The organism is Streptomyces sp. NBC_00597 (genome assembly GCF_041431095.1).
Taxonomy (GTDB): domain Bacteria; phylum Actinomycetota; class Actinomycetes; order Streptomycetales; family Streptomycetaceae; genus Streptomyces.
On the sequence record NZ_CP107757.1, the window covers coordinates 5,042,564 to 5,066,945 of the forward strand.

A 24,382-nucleotide genomic window follows, 5' to 3' on the forward strand; every position below is an offset into this window, starting at 1 on the left:
CGGGCTTCAGTCGCCCCCGTCCTCCAGGATTCCGGAGCGGGCGATGAGGAAGCCGAGTTGGGCGCGGCTGCCGCTGCCGAGGGTGCTGGCGAGCTTCGCGATGTGCGCGCGGCAGGTCCGTACGTTCATGCCGAGCCGGCGGGCGATGGCCTCGTCGACGTGGCCCTCGATGAGGAGCTGGGCGATGGTGCGCTGCACGCCCGAGATTCCGCCGCGGGTGTGCTGGTACGTCACTTCTTCCTGGAGCGGCACCGCGCGGTGCCACAGCTGCTCGAACACCTTGATGAGGTAGTCCACGAGCCCAGGGTGGCGCAGTTCCAGGGCGACCTGGCGGTCGTCGCTGGCCGGGATGAAGGCGACGGTCCGGTCGAAGATGATGAGGCGCTCGAAGAGCTCCTCCAACGTGCGCACTTCGACCTTGCCGGCCTTGAGGAGATCGACGTATGCGAGGGTGCCGCGGCTGTGCCGGACGGTGTGCTGGTAGAGGGTCCGGATCCGGACACCGCGGTCGGTCAGCGGCTGGTCGCGTTCCAGGGCTTCGGTGAGCTCCAGGCTGGGCCGGGCGCCGCCGGGCTGGATGGTGAGCATCTCGGTGTGGCACTCGGCCGTGGCGAGGTTGAGGGCGGCGTTGATGGGGTCGAAACCTTCGAGCACGGTGATGGCGTGGGTGCTTGCCGGATTCTGCGCGCTGATGGCGAGAAACGGCTCGAAAGCCTCGGACAGTTCGAGGGAATCGCGGCGTCTGTCGCGGATCTCGCGTTCGATCGGATGCAGCCGCTGTGCGAGTGCCACGGCCGGTGGAACCGGACGGAGCGAATTGGCGTCATCAGGATCCGGCTGCAACAGCGCCAGATCGAGCAGACAGGGTGCCGTTTTGACATCCCCACGTGCGATACGTCCCGTCCTCAGCGCACTCGTGTAGAGCCGCGCCCCCTCGCTGCACAGCTCGGTGACCGAGTGGGGATGTGTCGCTTTTGTTCTGTTTATGGTCAAATCTCCACCCCCCAGGGTCCTGAACATGCAAGAACATGATGCATCGTCCCTGTGGCAGTGATGTGCCTGAATGAGCCATCGTCTGACAGGCGGGGGAGAGGATTTCATCAAGTGAGGACGAAGCCGACCATGAACAAGAGAATGCTTCGCTCGGCGCTTGCCACCGTCATCTTCTCGGCTGTGGCCGGTCTGGGACTTGCCGGGGTCACCCTGGGGGGCGCTGCAGGGGGTGTCGCCGACCTCCAGGCGGCACCGCTGGAGGACAGCGGATGGCGCGCGGCACCGATGGATAGCGGGTGGCGCTCCGCCCCCGTCGACGCCGAAGCCGGCGCCGTTGGCTCGGAGACCGCGGTATGACCCCCGACGACCGCGGTTTCCGTCGCGAAATGGCCTCTGCCTACCGCTCCGGCTGGCAGTTCATCGACCTTGCCACGGCCATCCCCCACCCTGGCGACTCGTTGATGGTCACCCTGTTCGGACAGCCCATCGTCATCACGCGCGAGGAGGACGAAGACGTCCGGGCGTACCGATGCCTGCGCCGCCCCCGCGGCGCGCCGCAGCCCGTCCGCTGCGAGGTGCGCTACGGAATGGTCTTCGTCAACCTTGATCAGCGCGACCACCAGCTCTTCGAACCCGATATCACCACCGCCACCCCCCGCAGTGCCTGAAGCGATTCCCCCGTCGTTGCAGATCGCTCCAGGTGCTTCCCCCACACAACGGCGCCATCGTGGACCTGACCACGATGGCGCCGTTGTGATGTCCGCGTCCAGTGCTTGAACCGGACAAGGTGAAAACCGAACTGTTTCCGCGTGCTGGTGCTGGTGCTGGTACCGGTGCCGGTTCGGGCCGGATGGTTCAGGCGCGTCCCATGGCTCGGTCGAGGGTGATCTCCAGGACGACCCGGTCCGGATTGGGCGACGGCGTCCGCCCGTAGCGCTCCGCGTAGCGCGCCACCGCCTCGGCGACCGAGGCCTCGTCCGTGCGGACCACCGCGCTGCCCTCCAGGGTCGCCCAGCGGCGTCCCTGCATCTGGCACACCGCGACCCTGGCCGGGCCCTGCTCCGTCGCCTGCGCCGCCAGCACGTTGCGGATCTTCTTGCTGTTCTTGTTGCTGATCACCCGGGCCAGACCGGCCTCCGGGTCGTACGTGACGCCCACCGGCACCACGTGCGGCGTCCCGTCGGGGCGTGGGGTGGTCAGGGTGCAGACGTGCCGCTCCCGCCAGAAGGCGAGGTACTCGGGCGTCGGGTTGAGTACGTCATGAGCCATGGCCCGAGGGTACGACTGTGGCCTTGAGTGGAATAGACTCAACTTTGCGTACGCTGACATACTCACAGCCGCTCCTGAGAGGGGAAGTCGCACGTGGATGCCGAGCTGACCAACAAGAGCCGGGACGCCCTGAACGCGGCCACCAGCCGGGCCGTGAAGGACGGCCACGCGGATCTGACCCCGGCGCACCTGCTGCTGGCCCTCCTCGCCGGCGAGGACAACGAGAACATCATCGACCTGCTCGCGGCCACCGAAGCCGACCAGGCGGCGGTCCGGGGCGGCGCCGAGCGGCTGCTGGCCGCCCTGCCCAGCGTCACGGGCTCCACGGTCGCGCCCCCGCAGCCCACCCGCGACCTGCTCGCCGTACTCGCCGAGGCCGACCAGCAGGCCGGCAAGCTCGGCGACGAGTACCTCTCCACCGAGCACCTCCTCATCGCGATCGCCGCCAAGGGCGGCGCGGCTGGTGAGGTCCTTTCCGCCCAGGGCGCGACGGCGAAGAAGCTGCTGGACGCCTTCGAGAACGCACGAGGAGGACGGCGGGTGACCACCCCCGACCCCGAGGGTCAGTACAAGGCCCTGGAGAAGTTCGGCACCGACTTCACGGCAGCCGCCCGTGAGGGCAAGCTCGACCCCGTCATCGGCCGCGACCAGGAGATCCGGCGCGTCGTCCAGGTCCTGTCGCGCCGTACGAAGAACAACCCGGTGCTCATCGGCGAACCCGGCGTCGGCAAGACTGCCGTCGTCGAGGGCCTGGCGCAGCGCATCGTCAAGGGCGACGTCCCCGAGTCGCTGAAGAACAAGCGGCTGGTCTCGCTCGACCTCGGCGCGATGGTCGCCGGTGCTAAGTACCGCGGCGAGTTCGAGGAGCGGCTGAAGACGGTCCTCGCGGAGATCAAGTCCAGCGACGGCCAGATCATCACCTTCATCGACGAGCTGCACACCGTCGTCGGCGCGGGCGCCGGCGGGGATTCCGCCATGGACGCGGGCAACATGCTCAAGCCCATGCTGGCCCGCGGCGAGCTGCGGATGGTCGGCGCGACCACGCTCGACGAGTACCGCGAGCGGATCGAGAAGGACCCGGCGCTGGAGCGCCGCTTCCAGCAGGTGCTGGTCGCCGAGCCCTCCGTCGAGGACACGATCGCGATCCTGCGCGGCCTCAAGGGCCGCTACGAGGCCCACCACAAGGTCGTCATCAACGACAGCGCGCTGGTGGCCGCCGCGACCCTGTCCGACCGCTACATCACCTCCCGCTTCCTCCCCGACAAGGCCATCGACCTGGTCGACGAGGCCGCGTCCCGGCTGCGCATGGAGATCGACTCCTCGCCGCTGGAGATCGACGAGCTGCAGCGCTCGGTCGACCGCCTGCGGATGGAGGAGCTGGCGCTGAAGAACGAGTCCGACCCGGCCTCGATCGAGCGCCTGGACAAGCTCCGCAAGGACCTCGCGGACCGGGAGGAGGACCTGCGGGGCCTGACCGCCCGCTGGGAGAAGGAGAAGCAGTCCCTCAACCGCGTCGGCGAGCTCAAGGAGCGCCTGGACGACCTGCGCGGGCAGGCCGAGCGGGCGCAGCGCGACGGCGACTTCGACACCGCCTCCAAGCTGCTCTACGGGGAGATCCCGACGCTGGAGCGCGAGCTGGCCGAAGCCACGGAGGAGGAGGAAGAGGCCTCCAAGACCGGCCACTCCAAGGACGCGATGGTCAAGGACGAGGTGGGGCCCGACGACATCGCGGACGTGGTGGGCGCTTGGACGGGGATCCCGGCCGGCCGCCTGCTGGAGGGCGAGACGCAGAAGCTGCTGCGCATGGAGGACGAGCTGGGCCGCCGCCTGATCGGCCAGGGCGAGGCCGTCCGGGCCGTCTCGGACGCGGTGCGCCGCACCCGGGCCGGGATCGCGGACCCCGACCGCCCGACCGGCTCGTTCCTGTTCCTGGGCCCGACGGGCGTGGGCAAGACGGAGCTGGCCAAGGCGCTCGCCGACTTCCTCTTCGACGACGAGCGGGCCATGGTCCGCATCGACATGTCGGAGTACTCCGAGAAGCACAGCGTGGCCCGTCTCGTCGGCGCCCCGCCCGGCTACGTCGGCTACGAGGAGGGCGGCCAGCTGACCGAGGCCGTACGCCGCCGCCCGTACTCCGTGGTGCTGCTGGACGAGGTCGAGAAGGCCCACCCCGAGGTCTTCGACATCCTGCTCCAGGTCCTGGACGACGGCCGCCTCACGGACGGCCAGGGCCGCACCGTGGACTTCCGCAACACGATCCTGATCCTGACCTCGAACCTGGGCAGCCAGTTCCTGATGGACCCGGCGACCTCGGCGCAGGACAAGCGCGAGCGGGTCCTGGAAGTGGTCCGGGCCTCCTTCAAGCCGGAGTTCCTCAACCGCCTCGACGACCTGGTGGTCTTCTCCGCACTGACCGAGGAAGAGCTGGCGCACATCGCCGAGCTCCAGATCGGCAGCCTCGCCAAGCGCCTGGCCGACCGCCGCCTGGCCCTGGACGTCACGCCCGAGGCCCTGGCCTGGCTGGCGGACAAGGGCAACGACCCGGCGTACGGGGCCCGCCCGCTGCGCCGCCTGATCCAGACGGCGATCGGCGACCGCCTGGCCAAGGAGATCCTGGCGGGCGAGGTCCGCGACGGGGACACGGTCCGGGTCGACGTGGCAGGCGAAGACCTGATCGTCGGCAAGGCGCTCTGACGCGCCCCGGCCGGGCCCTGGCCGGGCCCCGGCCGGCCTTACGGGCGGCTCACTCCTGTCCGCCCTGCGCGGATCGTACGTGCGGGGGTGGACAGGGGGTGGGAGCCATGGGGGAGGATGACATCATCCGCACGAAGGGAAAACACGGTGAGCATCGACCCGGCCTCGATTCCGAATTTCGGAGGGCAGCAGCCCGATCCGCAGGCCACAGGACCGGCGGGCCCCGTCGTCCCCGACCAGGATCTGGTCAAGCAGCTGCTGGAGCAGATGGAGCTCAAGTACGTCGTCGACGACGAGGGTGACCTCGCGGCGCCGTGGGAGGAGTTCCGGACGTACTTCATGTTCCGCGGCGAGGACGAGCAGCAGGTCTTCTCGGTGCGGACCTTCTACGACCGTCCGCACGCGATCGAAGACAAGCCCCAGCTCCTTGAGTCGATCGACGATTGGAACCGCCGCACCCTGTGGCCGAAGGTCTACAGCCACACGCACGACGACGGCTCCGTTCGCCTGATCGGCGAGGCGCAGATGCTGATCGGCACCGGCGTCAGCCTGGAGCACTTCGTTTCTTCCACGGTCAGCTGGGTCCGGGCCTCCATCGAGTTCGACAAGTGGCTCGTGGAGCAGCTCGGCCTGGAGAAGGAGATCGACTCCACAGACGGTGAGGACGAGGACGGCGGCGACGACGCCTAGTCGTCGCTGACCGTCACAGCGGCACGCGGGCGATCAACAGCAGGTACAGCCCGTAGCCGTACGAGAGCCCGGCCAGCCCCGCGGTCGTCATGACCGCGGAGCGCGGCCGGGCTCGTGCCATTGCGGCGGCGACCGGCAGGAGCAGGGGGAACGCCGGGAGCAGGAAGCGCGGCTTCGATTCGAAGTAGCCGGCCCCGCCGTAGGTGATCAGCAGCAGGACGGCGGTGTACGCGAGCAGCGCCATAGGCGTCCGGTCGAGCAGCAGGAGCACCGCCAGGAGCCCGGCGGCGGCCAGGACGGCCACGGTCACGACCGTGGCGAGCGGTACGTGCCCTCCGGTCAGCACCCGCCAGACGGTGGCGGTGGTGTACGAGCCGAAGTCGAAGCGGGAACCCCAGCGCTGCTGCACGGTGAAGTACCCGGCCGGACTCCCGGTGCGTATCCCGACGGCGACGACGTACGCGACCCAGCCCGCCGGGGCCAGTAGCGCGGCCGCCCACACCTCGGGCGCGCGGGATCTTCGTACGAGCAGGGTGTGCAGGGCCGCGGCGGTCACGGCGGCGCCGACGGCGATCCCGGTCGGGCGGGTCAGTCCGGCGAGCACGGCGAGGCCCGCGGCCCACAGCCACCGCCGGCGCAGCACGGTGTACAGGGCCCAGGCGGCGAGCGCGGCGAGCAGCGGCTCGGTGTAGGCGAGGGTCAGCACCACCGCGTGCGGGGTCGCCGCCCACAGCCCCACCAGCAGTACCCCGGCGCGCGGGGCGAGCACGAGCTCCCCGACGCGGTACACGCCGACGGCGGCGACCGCGGCGGCGGTCCAGGCCACGAGCAGCCCGGCCCAGGGCGTGGCGCCGGCCAGCCGCACGAGCAGCGGGTAGAGCGGGAAGAACGCGTAGTCGCTCTGCACGAGACCGGAGGCGGCCGACATCTGGGTGCGGCCGTAGCCGTGCACGGCGATGCCGAGGTACCAGGCGGAGTCCCAGGAGTGCCCGAGCACGCGGACGGGGCTGCGCCCGGCCCACCACGCCCCGACGGCGAGCACGAGCGCGCCGCCGGCGCGGACGGCGGAGAACAGCCCGAGGGCGACGAGGGCCGCGGGCACCCTGCCGGTCCGGAGCTCCTGCGGACGTACGGAAACCGACAGACTGCCCGTCGCCGTCATGAACCCCGTCTTTCCCGCGCTGCGTGAAGTGGGCCCGTCCCGGCGAGGAGAGCCTCGGGCACCCTAAAGCTCAGGGGCGCCCGGCGGGTGTGAATGCCGCTGGAACCTCCGGTGAAATCGGGCGCCGCCCGCAGCGGGTGCCCGGCTCAGAGCCGCCGCAGCCGCGCGGCGGCTTCTTCGAGCACCTCCGTCTTCTTGCAGAACGCCCAGCGGACCTGGGTGGCGCCGGCGGCCCGGTCGTCGTAGAAGACCTGGTTGGGGATGGCGACGACGCCGCAGCGCTCGGGGAGGGCGCGGCAGAAGGCGAGGCCGTCCTTTTCACCGAGGGGCGTGATGTCCGTGGTGATGAAGTACGTGCCCTGTGGGCGGAAGACCTCGAACCCGGCGGCCGTGAGGCCGTCGGCGAGGATGTCGCGCTTGGCGGCCAGGTCGGCGCGGAAGCCGTCGAAGTAGTCGTCGGGGAGCTGCAGGGCCTGCGCGATGGCGTACTGGAAGGGGCCCGAGGAGACGTACGTCAGGAACTGCTTGGCGGAGCGGACCGCGGAGACGAGCTCCGGCGGGGCGGTGATCCAGCCGACCTTCCAGCCCGTGAACGAGAACGTCTTGCCCGCCGAGCCGATGGTGACGGTGCGCTCGCGCATGCCGGGCAGCGAGGCCAGCGGGACGTGGGCGCCCTCGAAGACCAGGTGCTCGTAGACCTCGTCGGTGACCACCAGGAGGTCGCGCTCCCGTGCGAGCTCCGCGATCGCGGCGAGCTCGGCCGGGGTCAGGACCGTGCCCGTCGGGTTGTGCGGGGTGTTCAGCAGGATCAGGCGGGTGCGCGGTGTGACCGCGGCGCGCAGTTCGTCGAGGTCGAGGGTGAAGGCCCCGGCGTGCGGGCGCAGGGTGACCGGGACGCGGGTGGCGCCGGCCATCGCGATGCAGGCCGCGTACGAGTCGTAGTAGGGCTCCAGGGCGATGACCTCGTCGCCCGGTTCGAGCAGGGCGAGGAGGGAGGCGGCGATGGCTTCCGTGGCGCCCGCGGTGACCAGGACCTCCGTGTCCGGTTCGTAGGGCAGGCCGTAGAACCGCTGCTGGTGCTGGGCGATCGCGGTGCGCAGCTCCGGGACGCCGGGGCCCGGCGGGTACTGGTTGCCCAGGCCCGACAGCACGGCGCGGGAGGCTGCCTCGGCGATCTCGGCGGGTCCGTCGGTGTCGGGGAAGCCCTGGCCGAGGTTGATCGCCCCGGTGCGGGCGGCCAGGGCCGACATCTCCGCGAAGATCGTCGTGCCGAAGGACGCGAGCCGGCGGTTCAGGAGGGGGCGGCTGCCGCCCACGGGTGCGCTCATGGGCGCAATCCTGGGGGCAACCTCTGGACTTGCTCAAGTGTGCTTTGGCCCGTGTGGCCCGGGGGCATCCCCCCTTCATGCGGGCCCCGGCCCGTGAAGGAACAGTCGGCTCTCGGGGGACCGGGGCGTTGGAGGGGGGTTGAGGATCATGTCTTTTATCGGCCTGCTGCTCGTGGTGGCGGTCATCGCAGCCTTCGTGTTCCTGGTGACGAAGGTGGTCCGTGCCTGGACCGGTGCCGATTCCGGCTCCGGCTCCGGATCCGGCTCGTCCTGGTGGGCGGGGGGCAGCGGCGGTTCCTCTTGCGGGGGCGGCTCCTCCTGCGGCTCCTCCTCCTGCGGTTCCTCCTCGTCCTGTGGGGGCTCCTCGTCCTCCTGCGGCGGTGGAGGCTGCGGTTCCAGCTGACACGGGGCAGCTGGCGCCGCGCACGTCGGGGCGCCCGACGGTGCTAACTGCCGTCGGGCGCCCTTATGTTCGGGCTGGTGGATCCGCACGTTCCGGCTTGCGGAGCCGACGCGGGGTGACGCGAGGGCCGTACGGGGTTGAACACGTGAACTGAGTAGCCCCCGGGGGGATGTAAACCCAACCAAGTTGGGTAAAAACGCTGTGAGTGCCGTGCCTTTCATGATTCCCTCGGTTGAGTAGACCAGTCCTCGGACCTCCCTGGACTTCCTGCGGACCCGTGCCGGTGTCCCCCCACCCGTTGACTACCGCTGGCGGGCCCCGGCCCATCTCCCTCGCGCGTTTGCGGAGCCGACTCATGCTCACGACCCTCCAGACCACCTACACCGACACGCGTGCCGCCGATCTCGCCTGGGCCCTGGGTCGGGACCGGCTGCCCGCCCTGGCCGTGCTGAACCTCGACCTGGCGGGCGCGAAGTTGGAGTTGCGCCTGCTCGGGGCCTCGCACCAGGTGCTCCTGGAGGAGGGCGCGGTGCTCTGTTCGGAGACGGTCGCCTGCATGCCCGGCAGCAGGACGCCGCTGCCGCTCGGCGTGGCCAAGCGGATGGGCGACTGGGAGTACGAGTTCGCCGCCCGGGTGGAGACCCTGTCGCAGGGCTCTTTCGCGGGGCGCGCGCAGGAGCTGCTCGCGCTGGTCGCGGATCACCCGAACGGGTTGGCCGGAACCTTTCCCGGTAGCCCGCACGCCTTCACCGCCATGCTCGCGCAGCGCCACGAGGGGCAGGTGCGCTGGCGGACCTGGCACGCGTACCCGCAGGAAGGCCAGTTGGTGGCCACCCGTACGAGGGTCGGAGCGCGTACGGGCGCACCTGCCGAAGCCCTGGAACCCGCCGCGCAGTAGTGCGCGAGCGGGTCAGGCCGTCCGGGGGGCGCGGACGCCGTGAGCGCCCCCGCGACGTTACGCCAACTGGCTGGAACAGCAGATCACTTGCACCCATGTGGGTGACGGGATGTGAGTGGGTGGTGACGTACGGTTCGCTTCATGATCGACCGTTCCGTCCCGCGCCGGGTGCTCCCGGCTCCGGAGCCGGAGGGCGTGGCAAGCCTCACGGCCGCCCTGCCCGTACGGCCCCGGACCGGCCGACTCCTCGTGCTGGCCACCGTGTTCGTCTGCGCCGCCTGCGGGCTCGTGTACGAGCTGGAGCTGCTCGCCCTCGGCTCCTACCTCATCGGCGATTCCGTCACCCAGGCGTCCGTCGTGCTGTCCGTCATGGTCTTCGCGATGGGCGTCGGATCCCTGCTGGCCAAACGGCTCCGCAGACGGCCCGCCTTCGGCTTCGCCGCCATCGAGGCGGGCCTCGCGCTGCTCGGCGGGCTGTCGGCGATGGCGCTGTACGCGAGCTTCGCCTGGCTGGGCGAGTCGCGGCCCGCGCTCGTGGCCTTCTCCTTCGCGATCGGCGTGCTCATCGGGGCAGAGATCCCGCTGCTGATGGTCCTCATCCAGCGCATCCGCAGACAGGACGCGGGCGGAGCCGTCGCCGACCTGTTCGCCGCCGACTACGTGGGCGCCCTGGTCGGTGGGCTGGCCTTCCCCTTCCTGCTGCTGCCGGTGCTCGGCCAGCTCACCGGCGCCATGCTGACCGGCACCGTCAACGCGGTCGTCGGTGCGGGCCTCGTCCTGTGGCTGTTCCGCCGCGACCTGAGCCGGCGCTCCCGCTGGCTGCTGATCGCCGCGAACGTCACCGTGCTGGCCGCCCTCGCCTGCGCGACCGTCTTCGCTCCCGACTTCGAGCGGGTCGCCCGGCGCGCCGTCTACGGCGGCGAGGTCCGCGTCGCGCAGCAGACCGGCGTCCAGGAGCTCGTCCTGACCGGCCCCGCAACCGGCTCCCCCCGCTCCCTCGACCTGTTCCTCGACGGCCGGCTGCGGGTCAGCGGCTACGACGAGTACCGCTACCACGAGGCCCTCGTGCACCCCGCGATGACCGGCCCGCACAGTCGGGTCCTGGTCCTCGGCGGCGGCGACGGGCTCGCCGCGCGCGAGGTGCTGCGCTACCGCGACGTCACCTCCGTCACCGTCGTCGAGCTCGACCCCGGAGTGGTCCGGCTCGCCCGCACCGACCCGATGCTCTCCGCGCTCAACGGCCGGGTGTACGAGGACCCGCGCCTCGGGGTCGTCACGCAGGACGCGTTCCGCTGGCTGCGGGGACCCGGTGCCCGGGACGGCTACGACGTCATCGTCTCCGACCTCCCCGACCCCGGCATCACGCCCAGCACGAAGCTGTACTCGCAGGAGTTCTACGGGCTCGCCGCGCGGGCCCTGCACCCCGGCGGGCGGATCGCCGTGCACGCCGGACCGCTGGCCACGCGCCCGCGCACGTACTGGACGGTCGAGGCCACCCTGCGCGCGGCCGGTCTGCACACCGCGCCCTACAGCGCGGGCGGCCGGCTCTCCGGCTTCGCCGCCGGTCCCGACCGCAGCCCCGGCACCGCCGAGACGCCACCGCAGGACTGGGGCTTCGTACTGGCGGGCCGGGAACGGGTCCCCGAGCTGCGCGTGGACCCCGACACGCCGGGGCTGCGCTCGCTGTCCACGCAGTCCCTGCGGGACGCCGCGCGCGACGCCGAGCGCACCCGCGTGGCGGGCCTGCCGCCGTCGACGCTCCCGCACCCGCGGTATTCGTAAGTGCCGGACCGGGCGCGGGAGGGCCTCCCGTCGGTAGGCTCGACCACATGGAGCATCAGGTGTTCGTTCCGGTACCGGCAGACGACCTCCGCGCCGTGCTGCGCGACCCCGCCCGGGTGGCCCGCTGCGTACCCGGGCTCCAACAGGACGCCGACGCGGCGTCCGGGCCCGTGTCCGGCCGCCTCAAACTGCGGGTCGGCGGGAACACCATCACCTACCGCGGGGCCCTGACCGTCACCGAACGGGACCCGGACCGCTTCGCCGTCGCCGGAGAGGGCACGGAGATCCGCGGCAGCGGCACCGTCAAGCTGACCCTCGCACTGCTGCTGACCCCGGTGGACGACGGGACCCGGCTGGAGTTCACCGCCGAGGGCGCCGCCGACGGGCGGGCCGCCGGCTTCTCGCCGGAAGCCACCGCGGCCGCCGTCCAGCGGCTCCTGGACCGGGCCGCCGAGCAGCTCGCGGCGCTAGCCGGGGCGGGGGAGCAGGTGACCGACGTGATCGCCGAGGCCGAGGAGGCGGAGGCCGGCGCACAGGACACCGGGGACGGCGAGGACGGCGAGGACGGCGGGACCACGGAGGTCACGGCGTCCGTCTTCGACACCGATGTGCCACCCCCGTCCCTGGAGCCCTTCATGGACGGAGACTTCGAGGGACTCCCCGACTTCGGCCAGATCGGCGACCTAGGGGAGATCGACGAGCTCGGGGCGGCTGCTCAGCCGCCCGCCGAGGCCGCCCATGCCCGCCGCACCATGATCGGTCGCAGCGCCGAGGAAGTGGACCACGCACCCCCGCGCGGCCGCTACGCCCCGGTCCCGGCCCCCGCGAGCGCCGGTGCCGGCGCGAACCTGCGCTGGCTCGCACCGGCCGCCGCCCTGGCCCTGGCCTCGGCGGTCGTCGTCGGCCGAGCGCTGCGCCGTCGCCGTTGACCCCTCGTTAGAGTCGGGCGCATGAGTACGCAACTGAGCGCGGGCGGCGCCGAGGTGACCATCGACCAGGAGGACGGCTGCCGGATCAGCAGTCTGCGCATCGACGGCACGGAGCTGCTGCGCCAAGGTCCCCCTTACGGCAGCTTCCCGATGGTCCCGTTCTGCGGGCGCACCGCGCACGGGCGGTTCCGGGACGGGGCCGCCGTCCACCAGCTGCCGATCAACCAGCCGCCGCACGCCATCCACGGCTTCGGCCGTGACGCCCCCTGGCGCCCCGCCCGTGTCACCGGTACCGAGGCGGCCTTCACGTACGACCTCGCCGAGCCGTGGCCGTACCCGGGCCGGGTCACCCAGGTCGTAGAGCTCGGCCCCGATGCGCTGACCGTCGCCATGGGCGTCGAGACGTACGGCGACTCCTTCCCGGCCCAGGCGGGCTGGCACCCCTGGTTCCGGCGCAACCTCGGCACCGGCGGGGAGGACGTGCGCCTCGACTTCGCGCCCGCTTGGCAGGAGGAGCGCGGCGCCGACCACCTCCCCACCGGCAAGCGCATCGACCCGCTGCCCGGCCCCTGGGACGACTGCTTCGGCATGCCGGACGGTGTCGAGGCGACGCTCACCTGGCCCGGGGCCATCGAACTGAAGATCACCAGTCGGGCCGAATGGCTGGTCGTCTACGACGAGCAGCCCGAGGCGGTCTGCGTGGAGCCGCAGTCCGGCCCGCCGAACGGGTTGAACACGCTGCCCCGCCTGGTCAGCGCCGTGGACCCGCTGGAGGTCTCCATGACCTGGACCTGGAGGCGGCTGTCCTAGCCACTGCCGGCGCGCAATTAAGCTCGGGCCCATGAGTGAAGTACGGGATGCGCTTCTGCAGCAGATCAAGGACAAGGCCGTCGTGCACGGCAAGGTGACCCTCTCCTCCGGCAAGGAGGCCGACTACTACATCGACCTCCGCCGGATCACCCTGGACGGCGAGGCGGCCCCGATGGTCGGCCAGGTCATGCTCGACCTCACCGCCGACCTGGAGTTCGACTGCGTCGGCGGTCTGACCCTCGGCGCCGACCCGGTCGCGACCTCGATGCTCCACGCGTCCGCCGCGCGCGGCGCACGCCTCGACGCCTTCGTCGTCCGCAAGGCGCAGAAGGCCCACGGCATGCAGCGTCGTATCGAGGGCACCGACGTGCAGGGCAAGCGTTGCCTGGTCGTCGAGGACACCTCGACCACTGGCGGGTCCCCGCTGACCGCGGTCGAGGCGGTCCGCGAGGCCGGCGGCGAGGTCGTCGCCGTAGCCACGATCGTGGACCGCGGTGCCGCGGACGCGATCGCCGCGGCGGGCCTCCCTTACCTCACCGGGTACCGGCTCGCCGACCTCGACCTCGCCTGATCTCGCATGCTGGCCCCCCGGAGAACTGGTGACTGAGGTCCCCGGCTCTCCGGGCACAGGTCCTGACCTGCCCTTTCCCCTCGGTGCGGAGTGTTTCACGTGAAACGGTCCACCCGGCACGGGTGGAGTGCCGCGCGGAGTCTGGAAAGATGAGCCCGACGGTTACGTCGCCCCCAGGTCAGGGCCAGCAATCGCACACTCCCCGCACATCCAAGGAGCGGACAGATGCCCATCGCAACCCCCGAGGTCTACAACGAGATGCTCGACCGGGCGAAGGCAGGCAAGTTTGCCTACCCGGCGATCAACGTGACCTCGACCCAGACCCTGCACGCTGCACTGCGCGGCTTCGCGGAGGCCGAGAGCGACGGCATCATCCAGATCTCCACCGGTGGTGCGGAGTTCCTGGGTGGTCAGTACAAGAAGGACATGGTGACCGGCGCGGTCGCCCTGGCCGAGTTCGCGCACATCGTCGCCGCGAAGTACGACGTCACCGTCGCGCTGCACACGGACCACTGCCCCAAGGACAAGCTGGACGGATACGTCCGCCCGCTCCTGGAGGTCTCCGCCGAGCGCGTGGCCCGTGGTCTGAACCCGCTCTTCCAGTCGCACATGTGGGACGGCTCCGCCGAGACCCTGGCCGACAACCTGGCCATCGGCCAGGAGCTGCTCGCCAAGGCCGCCGCCGCGAAGATCATCCTTGAGGTCGAGATCACCCCGACCGGTGGCGAGGAAGACGGCGTCACCCACGAGATCAACGACGAGCTGTACACCACCGTCGACGACGCGATCCGCACCGCCGAGGCCCTGGGCCTGGGTGAGAAGGGCCGCTACCTGCTGGCCGCCTCCTTCGGCAACGTGCACGGCGTCTACAAGCCGGGCAACGTCGTCCTGCGTCCCGAGCTGCTGAAGGACCTCCAGCAGGGCGTCGGCGAGAAGTACGGCAAGAACAGCCCGTTCGACTTCGTCTTCCACGGCGGCTCCGGCTCCTCCGAGCAGGAGATCGCCATCGCGCTGGAGAACGGCGTCGTGAAGATGAACCTCGACACCGACACCCAGTACGCCTTCACCCGCCCGGTCGCGGACCACATGTTCCGCAACTACGACGGTGTCCTGAAGGTCGACGGCGAGGTCGGCAAGAAGTCCACCTACGACCCGCGCACCTGGGGCAAGCTCGCCGAGGCGGGCATGGCCAAGCGCGTCACCGAGGCGTGTGCGAACCTGCGCTCCACGGGCACGAAGCTGAAGTAGTAACGCCTGTACGACCGAAGGGCCCGGTCCACCGTCTCGTGACGGTGGACCGGGCCCTTCGGCGTGGTCAGGGCCGCGGTCGGGCCTCCGGTCGACACTTGCGGGTGGGTGGGTGAGGATGGATGGGCGGTTGCCTTCGGCCTTCCAGACACCGCCGTCGCGGTGGGCGCCGACAGCTCTGCAGCCGCAACTCCTGGCTTCTCCCTGATGGGAGCACCCTCATGCATCTGCACATCCGACGCGCAGCGGTTGCGCTGTCCGCGTTTCCGCTCGCCCTGTCCGGCGCGATCGCCCTCGCGCCGACCGCCGGTGCGGCACCTGCTGCGAGCTGCACGGTCACACCCGCCGCGAACGGGACGTACGTCACCATCTCCGGCGAGGGCTTCTCGGCGCCTCGTAACCTCAATGACGGCGAGACCACCGTGCCCCTGAACGTCGACGCCACCGGACACTTCCTGCTGAAGCGCTTCCAGAAGAACGTCGACTACACCGTTCTCGCCGTCAACGAGAACCAGGACTACCCCTTCAAGAACTGCACGGTCGTCAAGGCGCCGACGTCCCAGACGCCGAAACCCCAGACACCCACGTCCACTCCCAGCCACCGGCCCCACCGCAGGTGATGCCGGGCGGGGCCGGCACGACCGAAGCCTGAGCCGGGCCCGGGGCCGCTGAGCCCCGGCTCCGGCTCCGGCGGACGCTCAGCGGCCGGCCAGGACCGCCGCGTGCGCGCGGGGGCGGTGCAGCGGGCTGTGCCGCACGGGAACCGAAGCCGCAACCGGAGCCGCCGCCGGGGCCAGGCAGCGCGCCGCGTGAGCCACCGAAGCGAGCGTGACGTGCCGGTGCCAGCCCGGCAGGGAGCGTCCGGAGAAGTCCCGCAGGCCGACGTCCTGCACGCTGGCCCCGGCCGCCGCCGACACCCGGTGCGCCGTCTTCGTCATCCGCACCAGCGCCCCGGGTTCCGTCCGCACCATGTCCGTCACCCACAGCTGCGTCGGCAGCCGCCGGGCCGCCTCCCACTCGCCGAACAGCAGGACCTCGCGCCGGCGCCCGGGTGCCGGATCCGGCACCATCACCCGGACGGCCGCCACCAGCGAGGTCCGCCGCGCCCCCGGCAGTTCCGGGTCGGGCCACTCCACCGGCATCCGCAGCCCCCTGACGTTCTGCAGGACGTCCCGCGCGGCCAGCGTGCCCGCGCCGAAGCCCGGAAGCCGCGGGTCGGTCACCAGCAGCCGCGCCTCGGGGCTGATCCGCCCCACCACGGGCACCCGTGCTTCCGCGAAGCGGTTCAGCGCGGCCCGCGTCGCGATGTCCCGGACGTCCAGCACCACCGGGCGCGTGGCCGCCCCCGACTCGCGGGCCTCCCGCAGGGTGTCCAGCACCGCCGTCACCGCGCACTCCTCGTACGACTCGTCGGCGGCCTCCTGCTCCTCTCGAAGGTGGAGCCGCCAACCCACCGGCGTGACGACCCCCGCCGACGTGAACCACGTCCCGAACGCCTGCTGACCACGGAACATCTGCCCGCGGTGCGGGTCGAAACGGTGGCCCGCCCCCACCGAGTGCTCGCCGCCCTTCGGGATCGCCATGGGCTGCGCCACCCACGCGTTGAGCGGAGCCGTCCCTCCCAGGTACTGCGACAGCGCCGCGCGGATCGGCTGCCAGTCCCAGGTGGACGCCGCGATGAAGTGGTGCAGGCTCTGCTCCGCGGCCGCCGCGCCCCCCGCACCGGCGCCGGCGGTGAGCTGCTGCGCGATGTTCCGGATCGACTTGCGGCCCTGCGCCGCCAGCAGTCCGCGCACGTACTGGCGGCCCCGCTCCCGCTGGTCCCTGCGCCGCAGGGAGGTGAACACCGCCGCGCACAGCTCCTCGACCGCCTCGCCGACGGGCTCCCGCCGCCCCGCCGCCGCCCGGACGCCCCGGTACGTGCCGCTGTTCGTGCTGCTGATGCTGGTGTTCACGACTCCCCCTTCGTCGATGGCCCCCCTACCGTCCGTCCGGGCCCCCCTCCCCGGGGAGGTGTGCCGGGCACACGGCTGGGCCGACCTGTGGTGGGGCGCCCACCACAGGTCACCCGGGGGAGCCCCAGGGGTGGTTGGGACCACCGCCCGTACGCGGTACCGCCGCTCCGCGGGAGGGGCCCGATACCCCAGACTTGGTGCATGTCCATTCACCAGAACCTGCTCGGGGGCCCCGCCCCCACCCACCTCCCCGACGAGCCGGGCCGCGAGGCCCTCGCCGCCGGCACCCCGGCGGTCGAGGTGGCCGCCGCGCACCCGACCTCCTCCCTCGCCTGGGCGACCCTCGCCGACGATGCGTTCGCCGCCGGCCGCACCGTCGAGTCGTACGCGTACGCCCGTACGGGCTACCACCGCGGCCTGGACGCGCTGCGCCGCGCGGGCTGGAAGGGCCACGGCCCGGTGCCGTGGGAGCACGAGCCGAACCGCGGCTTCCTGCGCGCCCTGTACGCCCTGTCCCGGGCGGCCGAGGCGATCGGCGAGAAGGAGGAGTACGAGCGCTGCTCGACCTTCCTGCGCGATTCGTCCGAGACGGCGGCGGACGTCCTCGGCGCCTGAGCCGTACGGACGCGCACATGCACGCGGCCGGGACCTCGCGCGCGGGGCCCCGGCATGCCGTAGTGTCCGAAAAGTGACTGTGACCCCGGTCACACCCTGTTGGATGGGGCCCGGCTACCGGTCCTATGATGCGGACAGGGGACCGGGGCTCCACTCACCCATCGGAAGGAGCGGACCGCTACCCGGAAGCACGTGTCGAGGAGACAGCGATGTCGAACACCCTTGATGCCTCCGGAGCCGGTTCGGACACCCCGAACCTCGACTTCGACGGCACGACCCCGTACGAGGACTACGTCCAGGCGGACGTCCTCACCCACCTCCAGCACCTGCGCTCGGACGACCCGGGCGAGATGGTCTTCCTGGTGACGACCCAGGTCATGGAGCTGTGGTTCACGGTCATCGTCCACGAATGGGAGACGGCCGCGAAGGCCCTCCGCGAGGACCGCATCCCCGTCGCGATGGATGCGCTGAAACGATCCCTCCGCGAACTGGAGGCCCTCAACGCCTCCTGGCGCCCGCTCGCCCAGCTCACCCCGGGCCAGTTCAACGCCTACCGATCCGCCCTCGGTGAGGGCTCCGGCTTCCAGTCGGCGATGTACCGCCGGATGGAGTTCCTGCTCGGCGAGAAGTCGGCCTCCATGCTCGTCCCGCACCGCGGCGCCCCGCGCGTCCACGCGGAGCTGGAGAAGGCCCTCCAAGAGCCCAGCCTGTACGACGAGGTCCTGCGCCTGCTGGCCCGCCGCGGCCTGCCGGTGCCGCAGGCGGTCCTGGACCGCGACCTCTCCCAGCGGTACGAGCCCTCCCCCGAGGTCGAGGCCGTCTGGACCTCCCTGTACGAGGACCCCGAAGCCCAGCTCGACCTGCACCGCCTCGGCGAGGTCCTGACGGACGTCGCCGAGCTCGTCTGGCGCTGGCGCAACGACCACCTGGTCGCCACCCGCCGCGCGATGGGCGCCAAGACCGGCACGGGCGGCTCCGCCGGCGTGACCTGGCTCGAAAAGCGCGCCACGAAGAACGTGTTCCCCGAACTCTGGACGGCGCGCAGCCATGTATGAGTCGACGACGAACGAAGTCCCCGGCAGCGGGGCCCCCGGCACCGGAGTCCCCGGCGCCGGGGCCCGCCCCGGCGGAGCCCCCCGTACCCGTACCGCAGGCGCCCCCGGCAACGGCGCCGCACGGGACCTGGCCGCCCGCGCCGCGGAACTGGACACCGCCGACGAGCTCGGCAAGCTCCGCGACCGCTTCACCCTCCCCGACGGCGTCGTCTACCTCGACGGCAACTCCCTCGGAGCGCTGACCACCGGCGTCGCGGCCCGACTGGCCCAGGTCATCACCCACGAGTGGGGCACCGAGCTCATCCAGTCCTGGAGCACCGGCACCTGGTGGACCGCCCCCGAGCGGATCGGCGACAAGCTGTCCCCGCTCATCGGCGCGGCCCCCGGCCAGACGGTCGTCGGCGACTCCACCAGCGTCAACCTGTTCAAGGCCCTGGTCGGCGCCGCCCGGCTGGCCCGCCCCGGCCGCACACAGCTGCTGGTCGACGCGTCCACCTTCCCCACCGACGGCTACATAGCCGCGTCGGCCGCCCGGATGACCGGCCTCACCGTCGTCCCGGTCGACCCGTCCCGTGCGGCCGAGTCGATGGGGGAGGACACCGCCGTCGTCCTCCTCAACCACGTCGACTACCGCACCGGCCGCCTCCACGACCTCCCGGCCCTCACCGCGGCGGCCCGCGCCGCCGGGGCCGTCACCGTCTGGGACCTCTGTCATTCGGCCGGTGCCCTCCCCGTCAACCTCGACGAGCACGCCGTCGACCTCGCGGTCGGCTGCACGTACAAGTACCTGAACGGAGGCCCCGGTTCCCCGGCGTACCTTTACATCGCCGCACGCCACCAGGGAGCCTTCGACTCCCCGCTCCCCGGCTGGAACGGCCACGCGGACCCGTTCGCGATGACCCCGGACTACGCCCCGGCGGACGGAGCGGTGCGCGGCCGGGTGGGCACTCCGGACATCCTGTCCATGCTGGCCCTGGAAGCGGCGCTCGACGCCTGGGACGGGGTCTCGGTGGAAGCGGTGCGGGCCAAGTCCCTCGCCCTGACCGACTTCTTCCTGGAATGCGTCGCGGCGTACGTCCCGGCCGGCAAGGTCGAGTCGGTCACCCCGATCGAGCACGACCGGCGCGGCAGCCAGGTCTCGCTGCGCACCGAGAACGCCCGCGCGGCCATGGACGACCTGATCTCCCGTGGCGTGATCGGGGACTTCCGCGCTCCGGACGTCCTGCGCTTCGGTTTCACCCCGCTCTACGTCGGTTTCGCCGACGCGGAGCGGGCCGCCCGGACACTGGGTCACATTTTCGGGTGATGTAGGGGCGAAACGTCACGGCAGCGGGGCGGGCGGGGCTACGGCTCCGTCCGCCCCGGTCCATTCCGGCTCCGGCCGCCGCCCGCCACGAACGGTTCTGTTCCGGACTGATACGGTCCCGCTCTGCCGGAACACCAGTCCCACGCGTTACCGAGAGGTTGAGCCGATGACGGACCCCGCAGTCGAACGGGACGCCGCCGAGGCGGCCTCGGCCTTCGCCCACGCGCCGGTAGCCCCGGACGCGACCGGAGCGTACGGGGACCACCCCGACCAGGTGGTCGACTTCTACGTACCGCGCACGGCCGCTGCCGCGGGTGCGGCTCCGCTGGTCGTGGTCCTGCACGGCGGCGCCTGGCGGGCCCCGTACGACCGGCACCACATCACCCCGCTCGCGGACTTCCTGGCCCGCCGGGGTTTCGCCGTCGCCAACGTCGAGTACCGGCGGGGCAGTTCCCTGCCGCGCCAGAACGCCGAAGGCCACATCGCCGGCCGCTGGCCGGAAACCTTCGATGACGTCGCCGCCGCGATGGACGCCCTCCCGTACCTGGCCGCCGCCCACCTCCCGCAGGCCGATCCCCGCCGTACGGTCATCACCGGCCACTCCGCGGGCGGCCACCTCGCCCTGTGGGCAGCGGCCCGGCACGTCCTGCCCGCCGCATCCCCGGCCGCCTGGAGGCTGCCCTCCCCACCGCTGCTGCGCGGCGTGGTGGCACTGGCCCCCATCGCGGACTTCGTGGCCGCGGAGGAGTTGGGCGTGTGTGGCGGCGCGTCCGGGCAACTGCTGGGCGGCGCCGACCAGTGGGCCGAGCGGCTGCCGTTCGCGGACCCGGCGGCCCTGCTGCCGACCGGGATCGCGACGGCCGTCGTCCACGGCCGCGAGGACATCGTGGTCCCGGCTTGGGTGGCCGAGTCGTACGTGGCCGCGGCGGCCAAGGCCGGGGAGACCGTCGGGCTGACGCTGCTGGACGGCGTCGGTCACTTCCCGCTGATCGACCCGGCCGCCGACGCCTGCGCCGTGGTCGCCGAGGAGATCTCGCAACTGGCCTGGTAGGGGCCGGCGGCCGGGCGCCGACGGGCGCCGGTCGGCGCACAGGAGGCGCTGCACCGGTTCCCGGCCCGATCCCGCGCAGGCGCACCGATACTGGAGCGAGGCGGTCGGCTGCTGGAGGGTTTCGAGGACGCGCGCGGGCCGGCTCCGGGAGCGGATCGAGGACCGGCTGAGGCGTGTGGACGCCGGGGCCGCGATGGAAGGGGAGGGGGACGGATGACCAGATGGGGATTGCTCGTCGAGCAAAACCTGGGGTCGGGCAGCACGCACCGGGTGTGGACGGCGGGCGTGTTGGGGCACGTCGAGGGCACCCGTGAGGAGGCCTTGGAGGAACTGCGCCGCCAGGCGGAGACGTTCGAGCCGATGCATCCGCGCCAGGTGCGCCGCAGGGTGGTCTACCGGACCGGGGACGGGTTCCTGGTGGTGCTGGAGGGGTCCTGGCAGGACTTCCACTGCCGGTTCTCGCTGGCCGAGCAGCTCTCGGACAGCGCGCCCCCTCCGTAACCGCCGCCCGAGCCCCGCCACGAGCCGCAGGAACGGGCTCCGGCCGCCCCTTGGGCGATCTGATCCACCGGCGGATACGCCGAAGGGGCGGGGCGCCGTACGGCGCCCCGCCCCTTCGCGTCGCCGACTACAGGAACGAGTTGATCTCGATCGTCTCGGTGCGGCCGGGGCCGACGCCGATCGCGGAGATCGGGGCGCCCGACATCTCCTCAAGGGCCTTCACGTACGCCTGGGCGTTCTTCGGGAGGTCCGAGAAGGTCTTGGCCTTGGTGATGTCCTCGGACCAGCCGGGGAGGTTTTCGTAGATCGGCTTCGCGTGGTGGAAGTCGGTCTGCGAGTACGGGAGCTCCTCGACGCGCTTGCCGTCGATCTCGTACGCGACGCACACCGGGATCTGCTCCCAGCCGGTCAGCACGTCCAGCTTGGTGAGGAAGAAGTCCGTCAGGCCGTTCACGCGGGTGGCGTAGCGCGCGATCGGGGCGTCGAACCAGCCGCAGCGGCGGTCGCGGCCGGTGGTCACGCCGCGCTCGCCGCCGATGCGGCGCAGGTCCTCGCCGTCCTGGTCGAACAGCTCGGTCGGGAACGGGCCGGCGCCGACGCGGGTCGTGTAGGCCTTCAGGATGCCGATGACGCGGCTGATCTTCGTCGGGCCCACGCCGGTGCCGGTGCAGGCGCCGCCGGCGGTCGGGTTCGAGGAGGTGACGAAGGGGTACGTGCCGTGGTCGACGTCGAGCAGGGTGCCCTGGCCGCCCTCGAACAGCACGACCTTGTCCTCGTCGAGCGCGTTGTTGAGGATGAGGGTGGTGTCCGCGACGTACGGCTTGATCTGCTCCGCGTACTGGAGCATCTCCTCCACGATCGCGGCGGCCTCGATGGCGCGGCGGTTGTAGAGCTTCGCGAGCAGCTGGTTCTTGCCCTCCAGCGCCGCTTCGACCTTCTGGGTGAGGATCGACTCGTCGTAGAGGTCCTGGACGCGGATGCCGATGCGGTTGATCTTGTCCGCGTAGGTCGGTCCGATGCCGCGGCCGGTCGTACCGATCTTGCGCTTGCCGAGGAAGCGCTCGCCCACCTTGTCGAGGGTGACGTTGTACGGCGTGATCAGGTGCGCGTTGCCGCTGATGAGCAGCTTGGAGGTGTCGATGCCGCGCTCGTTCAGGCCGCGCAGCTCGGAGAGCAGGACGGCCGGGTCGACGACGACGCCGTTGCCGATCACCGGGGTGCATCCGGGGGAGAGGATGCCGGAAGGGAGAAGGTGCAGTGCGTACTTCTGGTCGCCTACGACGACCGTGTGGCCGGCGTTGTTGCCGCCCTGGTAGCGCACCACATAGTCAACGGAACCACCGAGCAGGTCGGTGGCCTTTCCCTTGCCCTCGTCACCCCACTGAGCTCCGAGCAGCACAAGAGCGGGCACAGGCGTACACCTCTTCCGGATGGGGCATGTCCAAGGTCAGGGGGCGTACGACGATGTACACCGCAGGCTGAGCCGTCGGACCGGTACCCCGGAATAGACGAAGGCCCTGGCGCAATAGCGCAAGGGCCTCTTGCACAAAGATGCTACCCGAGGAAGGACCGAGGTGTCGGCTCCAGAGCCCACCATGAGCCATGCGGGCGCGCCGGTAGGCGGCCTGCTCGTGCTCGTCGACCCGGTCGCCCGCCGTCTTGACGGCGAGTCCGTGCGGATCGCGAAGGATGTTCTGTCAGCGGGCGCGGCAGCGAAAATCTGCCTCCCGGACTCGCAGGAGGAGTTTGCGCGGGCCCTTGCCCGCCGCGGTCATCGGCAGCCGGTGATCGTGGGTGACGACCGGGCGCTGGTCCGGGCCGTGGGGCTGCTGTACCGGGAGCGGGGGCTGGCGGAGGGCCCGGTTTCGCTGATTCCGGTGGGGCAGGTGGGGTCTTTGGGGCTGGCGCGGTCGCTCGGCGTTCCGCTCTCGGCGGTGGCGGCGGCGCGGTCGGTGCTGGACGGCACCGTCCGGACGCGCGACCTGCTGGTGGACGACAGCGACGGGGTGGTGCTCGGGGACCTGCGGATTCCACCCGTCCGGGCGGCACCGAGGTCGCTGACGCCGTCGGTGTGGAGCGCGTACCGCTCGCTGGTCCGGACACTGGTCCCGACCGGGGCTCCGCTGGGGCACCGGCTGCGGGTGGAGGCGGACGGGCAGCTCCTGGTGGACGTGGACCGGCCGGTGCAGGACCTGAGGGTGGTTCCGGTTCCGGTTCCGGCGGTGCCGGGGGCGGCCGGGCGGGCTTCGGCGTGGTCTTCCGCGGGGTCTTCCGGCTCGGCGGGCCCGGATGCGCCGGAAGACCCGGTCGGCCCGCGGGGCTCGGGCTCGGCGGCTTCGGCCGGCCTGGCGGAGCTCACGGTCCGGCTGACCGGCGGATCGGCCGTCCGGGTCAGGGCCCACTCGGTGACGGTGTCGGGATCGGACTTCCGCTACCGCGCCGATGCGGTGGTGACGGGCCCGGTCCGCCGTCGCACCTGGACCCTCCGCCCGGCGGCCTGGTCCCTGACCGTCCCGCGCTGACGGCGTTGGCTCCGGGGGCGTCGCCGACGCCCCCGGTGCCACTTCCGTCGTCGCCCCGGTGCCACTTCCGTCGCCGTCGCCCCGGGGGCCCGCGGCTAGGAGAAGTCCAGGGTCGCGCGGTGGGCTCGCCAGCGGTCCATCATTCCGTGCATTTCGATCTGCAGAAACTCGAAGAACTCCGCCGTCTCCGCCATCCGCGCGCCCGCCGGGGTGTCCTTGCCGAGCCCGGCCACGCCGTCGCGCAGGGTCTTCTCGAACAGGCTCAGCACCTGGTCCCGCCGGGTGAACGTCTCGTACCAGAGCTCGTTGTGCAGTACGTACCGGTCCCGCCGGGAGCCCGGCTCCCGCTCCCGGCTGACCATCGTCACCTGCGTCAGGTACGCCACGGCCCCCGACACCGCCGCCGGGCTGATCTGGAGCGCCTCGCTGAGCTCCGCCGAGGTCATCGCGCCGTTGTCGCTCGCGAGGAGCTGCGCGAAGACCCGCGAGGCCATGCGCTGCATGCCCGCCTCGGTCAGCTGCGCGGCGAACCGCTCCACGAAGCGGGAGACCGCCTCCTCGCTCCGCGCCTCTACGTCCACGTCCCGTGCATTCATGTCG

At 71.7% G+C, this 24,382-nt stretch carries 24 protein-coding genes; 17 read left to right on the forward strand and 7 right to left on the reverse strand.

Features of this window, described 5'->3' with window-relative positions:
* Positions 1 to 6: 6 nt before the first annotated feature.
* Positions 7 to 1,020, reverse strand: coding sequence for a helix-turn-helix transcriptional regulator (locus OG974_RS22845; RefSeq protein WP_327284530.1), 1,014 nt, complete (start codon positions 1,018 to 1,020; stop codon positions 7 to 9).
* A gap of 326 nt (positions 1,021 to 1,346) precedes the next feature.
* On the opposite strand from OG974_RS22845, the gene OG974_RS22850 reads away from it, so the two are divergent.
* Positions 1,347 to 1,661: a hypothetical protein gene (locus OG974_RS22850; RefSeq protein WP_030299141.1), complete on the forward strand. Its 315-nt coding sequence runs from the start codon at positions 1,347 to 1,349 to the stop codon at positions 1,659 to 1,661.
* A gap of 187 nt (positions 1,662 to 1,848) precedes the next feature.
* Here OG974_RS22850 and OG974_RS22855 read toward each other — a convergent pair whose 3' ends face one another.
* Positions 1,849 to 2,262 carry a pyridoxamine 5'-phosphate oxidase family protein gene (locus tag OG974_RS22855; protein WP_327284531.1) on the reverse strand — a complete coding sequence of 138 codons (414 nt, stop codon included), beginning with the start codon at positions 2,260 to 2,262 and terminating at the stop codon, positions 1,849 to 1,851.
* Positions 2,263 to 2,355: 93 nt separating this feature from the next.
* On the opposite strand from OG974_RS22855, the gene clpB reads away from it, so the two are divergent.
* Positions 2,356 to 4,956, forward strand: coding sequence for an ATP-dependent chaperone ClpB (gene clpB / locus OG974_RS22860; protein WP_327284532.1), 2,601 nt, complete (start codon positions 2,356 to 2,358; stop codon positions 4,954 to 4,956).
* A gap of 147 nt (positions 4,957 to 5,103) precedes the next feature.
* A complete protein-coding gene (locus OG974_RS22865) occupies positions 5,104 to 5,646 on the forward strand; it encodes a YbjN domain-containing protein (RefSeq protein ID WP_327284533.1) in 543 nt (180 codons plus the stop codon).
* Positions 5,647 to 5,659: 13 nt separating this feature from the next.
* Here the strand turns inward: OG974_RS22865 and OG974_RS22870 are convergent, their stop codons facing one another.
* Together OG974_RS22870 and OG974_RS22875 are read right to left on the reverse strand one after the other, a co-directional pair.
* The gene (locus OG974_RS22870; RefSeq protein WP_327284534.1) at positions 5,660 to 6,808 is read right to left on the reverse strand and encodes a hypothetical protein; all 1,149 of its coding nucleotides are present in this window, start codon (positions 6,806 to 6,808) and stop codon (positions 5,660 to 5,662) included.
* Positions 6,809 to 6,954: 146 nt separating this feature from the next.
* Positions 6,955 to 8,136, reverse strand: coding sequence for a pyridoxal phosphate-dependent aminotransferase (locus OG974_RS22875; RefSeq protein WP_328763280.1), 1,182 nt, complete (start codon positions 8,134 to 8,136; stop codon positions 6,955 to 6,957).
* A gap of 148 nt (positions 8,137 to 8,284) precedes the next feature.
* On the opposite strand from OG974_RS22875, the gene OG974_RS22880 reads away from it, so the two are divergent.
* The 8 genes from OG974_RS22880 (at position 8,285) to OG974_RS22915 (ending at position 15,397) form a co-directional block, all read left to right on the forward strand.
* Positions 8,285 to 8,539, forward strand: coding sequence for a hypothetical protein (locus OG974_RS22880; RefSeq protein ID WP_327284536.1), 255 nt, complete (start codon positions 8,285 to 8,287; stop codon positions 8,537 to 8,539).
* Between the two features lie 355 nt (positions 8,540 to 8,894).
* A complete protein-coding gene (locus OG974_RS22885; RefSeq protein WP_327284537.1) occupies positions 8,895 to 9,437 on the forward strand; it encodes a DUF2617 family protein in 543 nt (180 codons plus the stop codon).
* 141 nt (positions 9,438 to 9,578) lie between these two features.
* Positions 9,579 to 11,219 carry a polyamine aminopropyltransferase gene (locus tag OG974_RS22890; RefSeq protein WP_327284538.1) on the forward strand — a complete coding sequence of 547 codons (1,641 nt, stop codon included), beginning with the start codon at positions 9,579 to 9,581 and terminating at the stop codon, positions 11,217 to 11,219.
* 47 nt (positions 11,220 to 11,266) lie between these two features.
* Entirely contained in the window at positions 11,267 to 12,148 is an 882-nt protein-coding gene (locus OG974_RS22895) for an SRPBCC family protein (protein WP_328763281.1), read from the forward strand.
* A 21-nt stretch (positions 12,149 to 12,169) separates the two neighbouring features.
* On the forward strand, positions 12,170 to 12,958 hold the full coding sequence (locus OG974_RS22900) for an aldose 1-epimerase (RefSeq protein WP_327284540.1): 789 nt from the start codon (positions 12,170 to 12,172) through the stop codon (positions 12,956 to 12,958).
* Positions 12,959 to 12,989: 31 nt separating this feature from the next.
* The gene (gene pyrE / locus OG974_RS22905; protein WP_327284541.1) at positions 12,990 to 13,529 is read left to right on the forward strand and encodes an orotate phosphoribosyltransferase; all 540 of its coding nucleotides are present in this window, start codon (positions 12,990 to 12,992) and stop codon (positions 13,527 to 13,529) included.
* Between the two features lie 225 nt (positions 13,530 to 13,754).
* On the forward strand, positions 13,755 to 14,777 hold the full coding sequence (gene fbaA / locus OG974_RS22910; protein ID WP_327284542.1) for a class II fructose-bisphosphate aldolase: 1,023 nt from the start codon (positions 13,755 to 13,757) through the stop codon (positions 14,775 to 14,777).
* Between the two features lie 221 nt (positions 14,778 to 14,998).
* Positions 14,999 to 15,397, forward strand: coding sequence for a hypothetical protein (locus OG974_RS22915; RefSeq protein ID WP_327284543.1), 399 nt, complete (start codon positions 14,999 to 15,001; stop codon positions 15,395 to 15,397).
* Between the two features lie 78 nt (positions 15,398 to 15,475).
* Here OG974_RS22915 and OG974_RS22920 read toward each other — a convergent pair whose 3' ends face one another.
* Positions 15,476 to 16,732, reverse strand: coding sequence for a transposase (locus OG974_RS22920; RefSeq protein ID WP_327284544.1), 1,257 nt, complete (start codon positions 16,730 to 16,732; stop codon positions 15,476 to 15,478).
* Positions 16,733 to 16,933: 201 nt separating this feature from the next.
* Here OG974_RS22920 and OG974_RS22925 point away from each other — a divergent pair, with 201 nt between their 5' ends.
* The 5 genes from OG974_RS22925 (at position 16,934) to OG974_RS22945 (ending at position 21,260) form a co-directional block, all read left to right on the forward strand.
* Positions 16,934 to 17,347 (forward strand): DUF3151 domain-containing protein, encoded by a 414-nt coding sequence (locus OG974_RS22925; protein ID WP_327284545.1) that lies wholly within the window; start codon positions 16,934 to 16,936, stop codon positions 17,345 to 17,347.
* A 209-nt stretch (positions 17,348 to 17,556) separates the two neighbouring features.
* Complete coding sequence (locus OG974_RS22930) at positions 17,557 to 18,402, forward strand: tryptophan 2,3-dioxygenase family protein (RefSeq protein WP_327284546.1); 846 nt, start codon at positions 17,557 to 17,559, stop codon at positions 18,400 to 18,402.
* Positions 18,395 to 19,708 carry a kynureninase gene (gene kynU / locus OG974_RS22935; protein ID WP_328763283.1) on the forward strand — a complete coding sequence of 438 codons (1,314 nt, stop codon included), beginning with the start codon at positions 18,395 to 18,397 and terminating at the stop codon, positions 19,706 to 19,708. The genes OG974_RS22930 and kynU overlap by 8 nt, the downstream gene beginning before the upstream one ends.
* 166 nt (positions 19,709 to 19,874) lie before the next feature.
* Positions 19,875 to 20,759 (forward strand): alpha/beta hydrolase, encoded by an 885-nt coding sequence (locus tag OG974_RS22940; RefSeq protein ID WP_328763284.1) that lies wholly within the window; start codon positions 19,875 to 19,877, stop codon positions 20,757 to 20,759.
* A 213-nt stretch (positions 20,760 to 20,972) separates the two neighbouring features.
* Positions 20,973 to 21,260, forward strand: a complete 288-nt coding sequence (locus OG974_RS22945; RefSeq protein WP_327284549.1) for a hypothetical protein — start codon at positions 20,973 to 20,975, stop codon at positions 21,258 to 21,260.
* 127 nt (positions 21,261 to 21,387) lie between these two features.
* On the opposite strand, the gene OG974_RS22950 is transcribed toward OG974_RS22945, so the two are convergent.
* Positions 21,388 to 22,671, reverse strand: coding sequence for an adenylosuccinate synthase (locus tag OG974_RS22950; RefSeq protein ID WP_030152855.1), 1,284 nt, complete (start codon positions 22,669 to 22,671; stop codon positions 21,388 to 21,390).
* A 184-nt stretch (positions 22,672 to 22,855) separates the two neighbouring features.
* On the opposite strand from OG974_RS22950, the gene OG974_RS22955 reads away from it, so the two are divergent.
* Positions 22,856 to 23,782 (forward strand): diacylglycerol kinase, encoded by a 927-nt coding sequence (locus OG974_RS22955; protein ID WP_371646894.1) that lies wholly within the window; start codon positions 22,856 to 22,858, stop codon positions 23,780 to 23,782.
* Positions 23,783 to 23,877: 95 nt separating this feature from the next.
* Here the strand turns inward: OG974_RS22955 and OG974_RS22960 are convergent, their stop codons facing one another.
* Positions 23,878 to 24,378, reverse strand: a complete 501-nt coding sequence (locus OG974_RS22960) for a MarR family transcriptional regulator (RefSeq protein ID WP_327284551.1) — start codon at positions 24,376 to 24,378, stop codon at positions 23,878 to 23,880.
* Between the last annotated feature and the right edge of the window lie 4 nt (positions 24,379 to 24,382).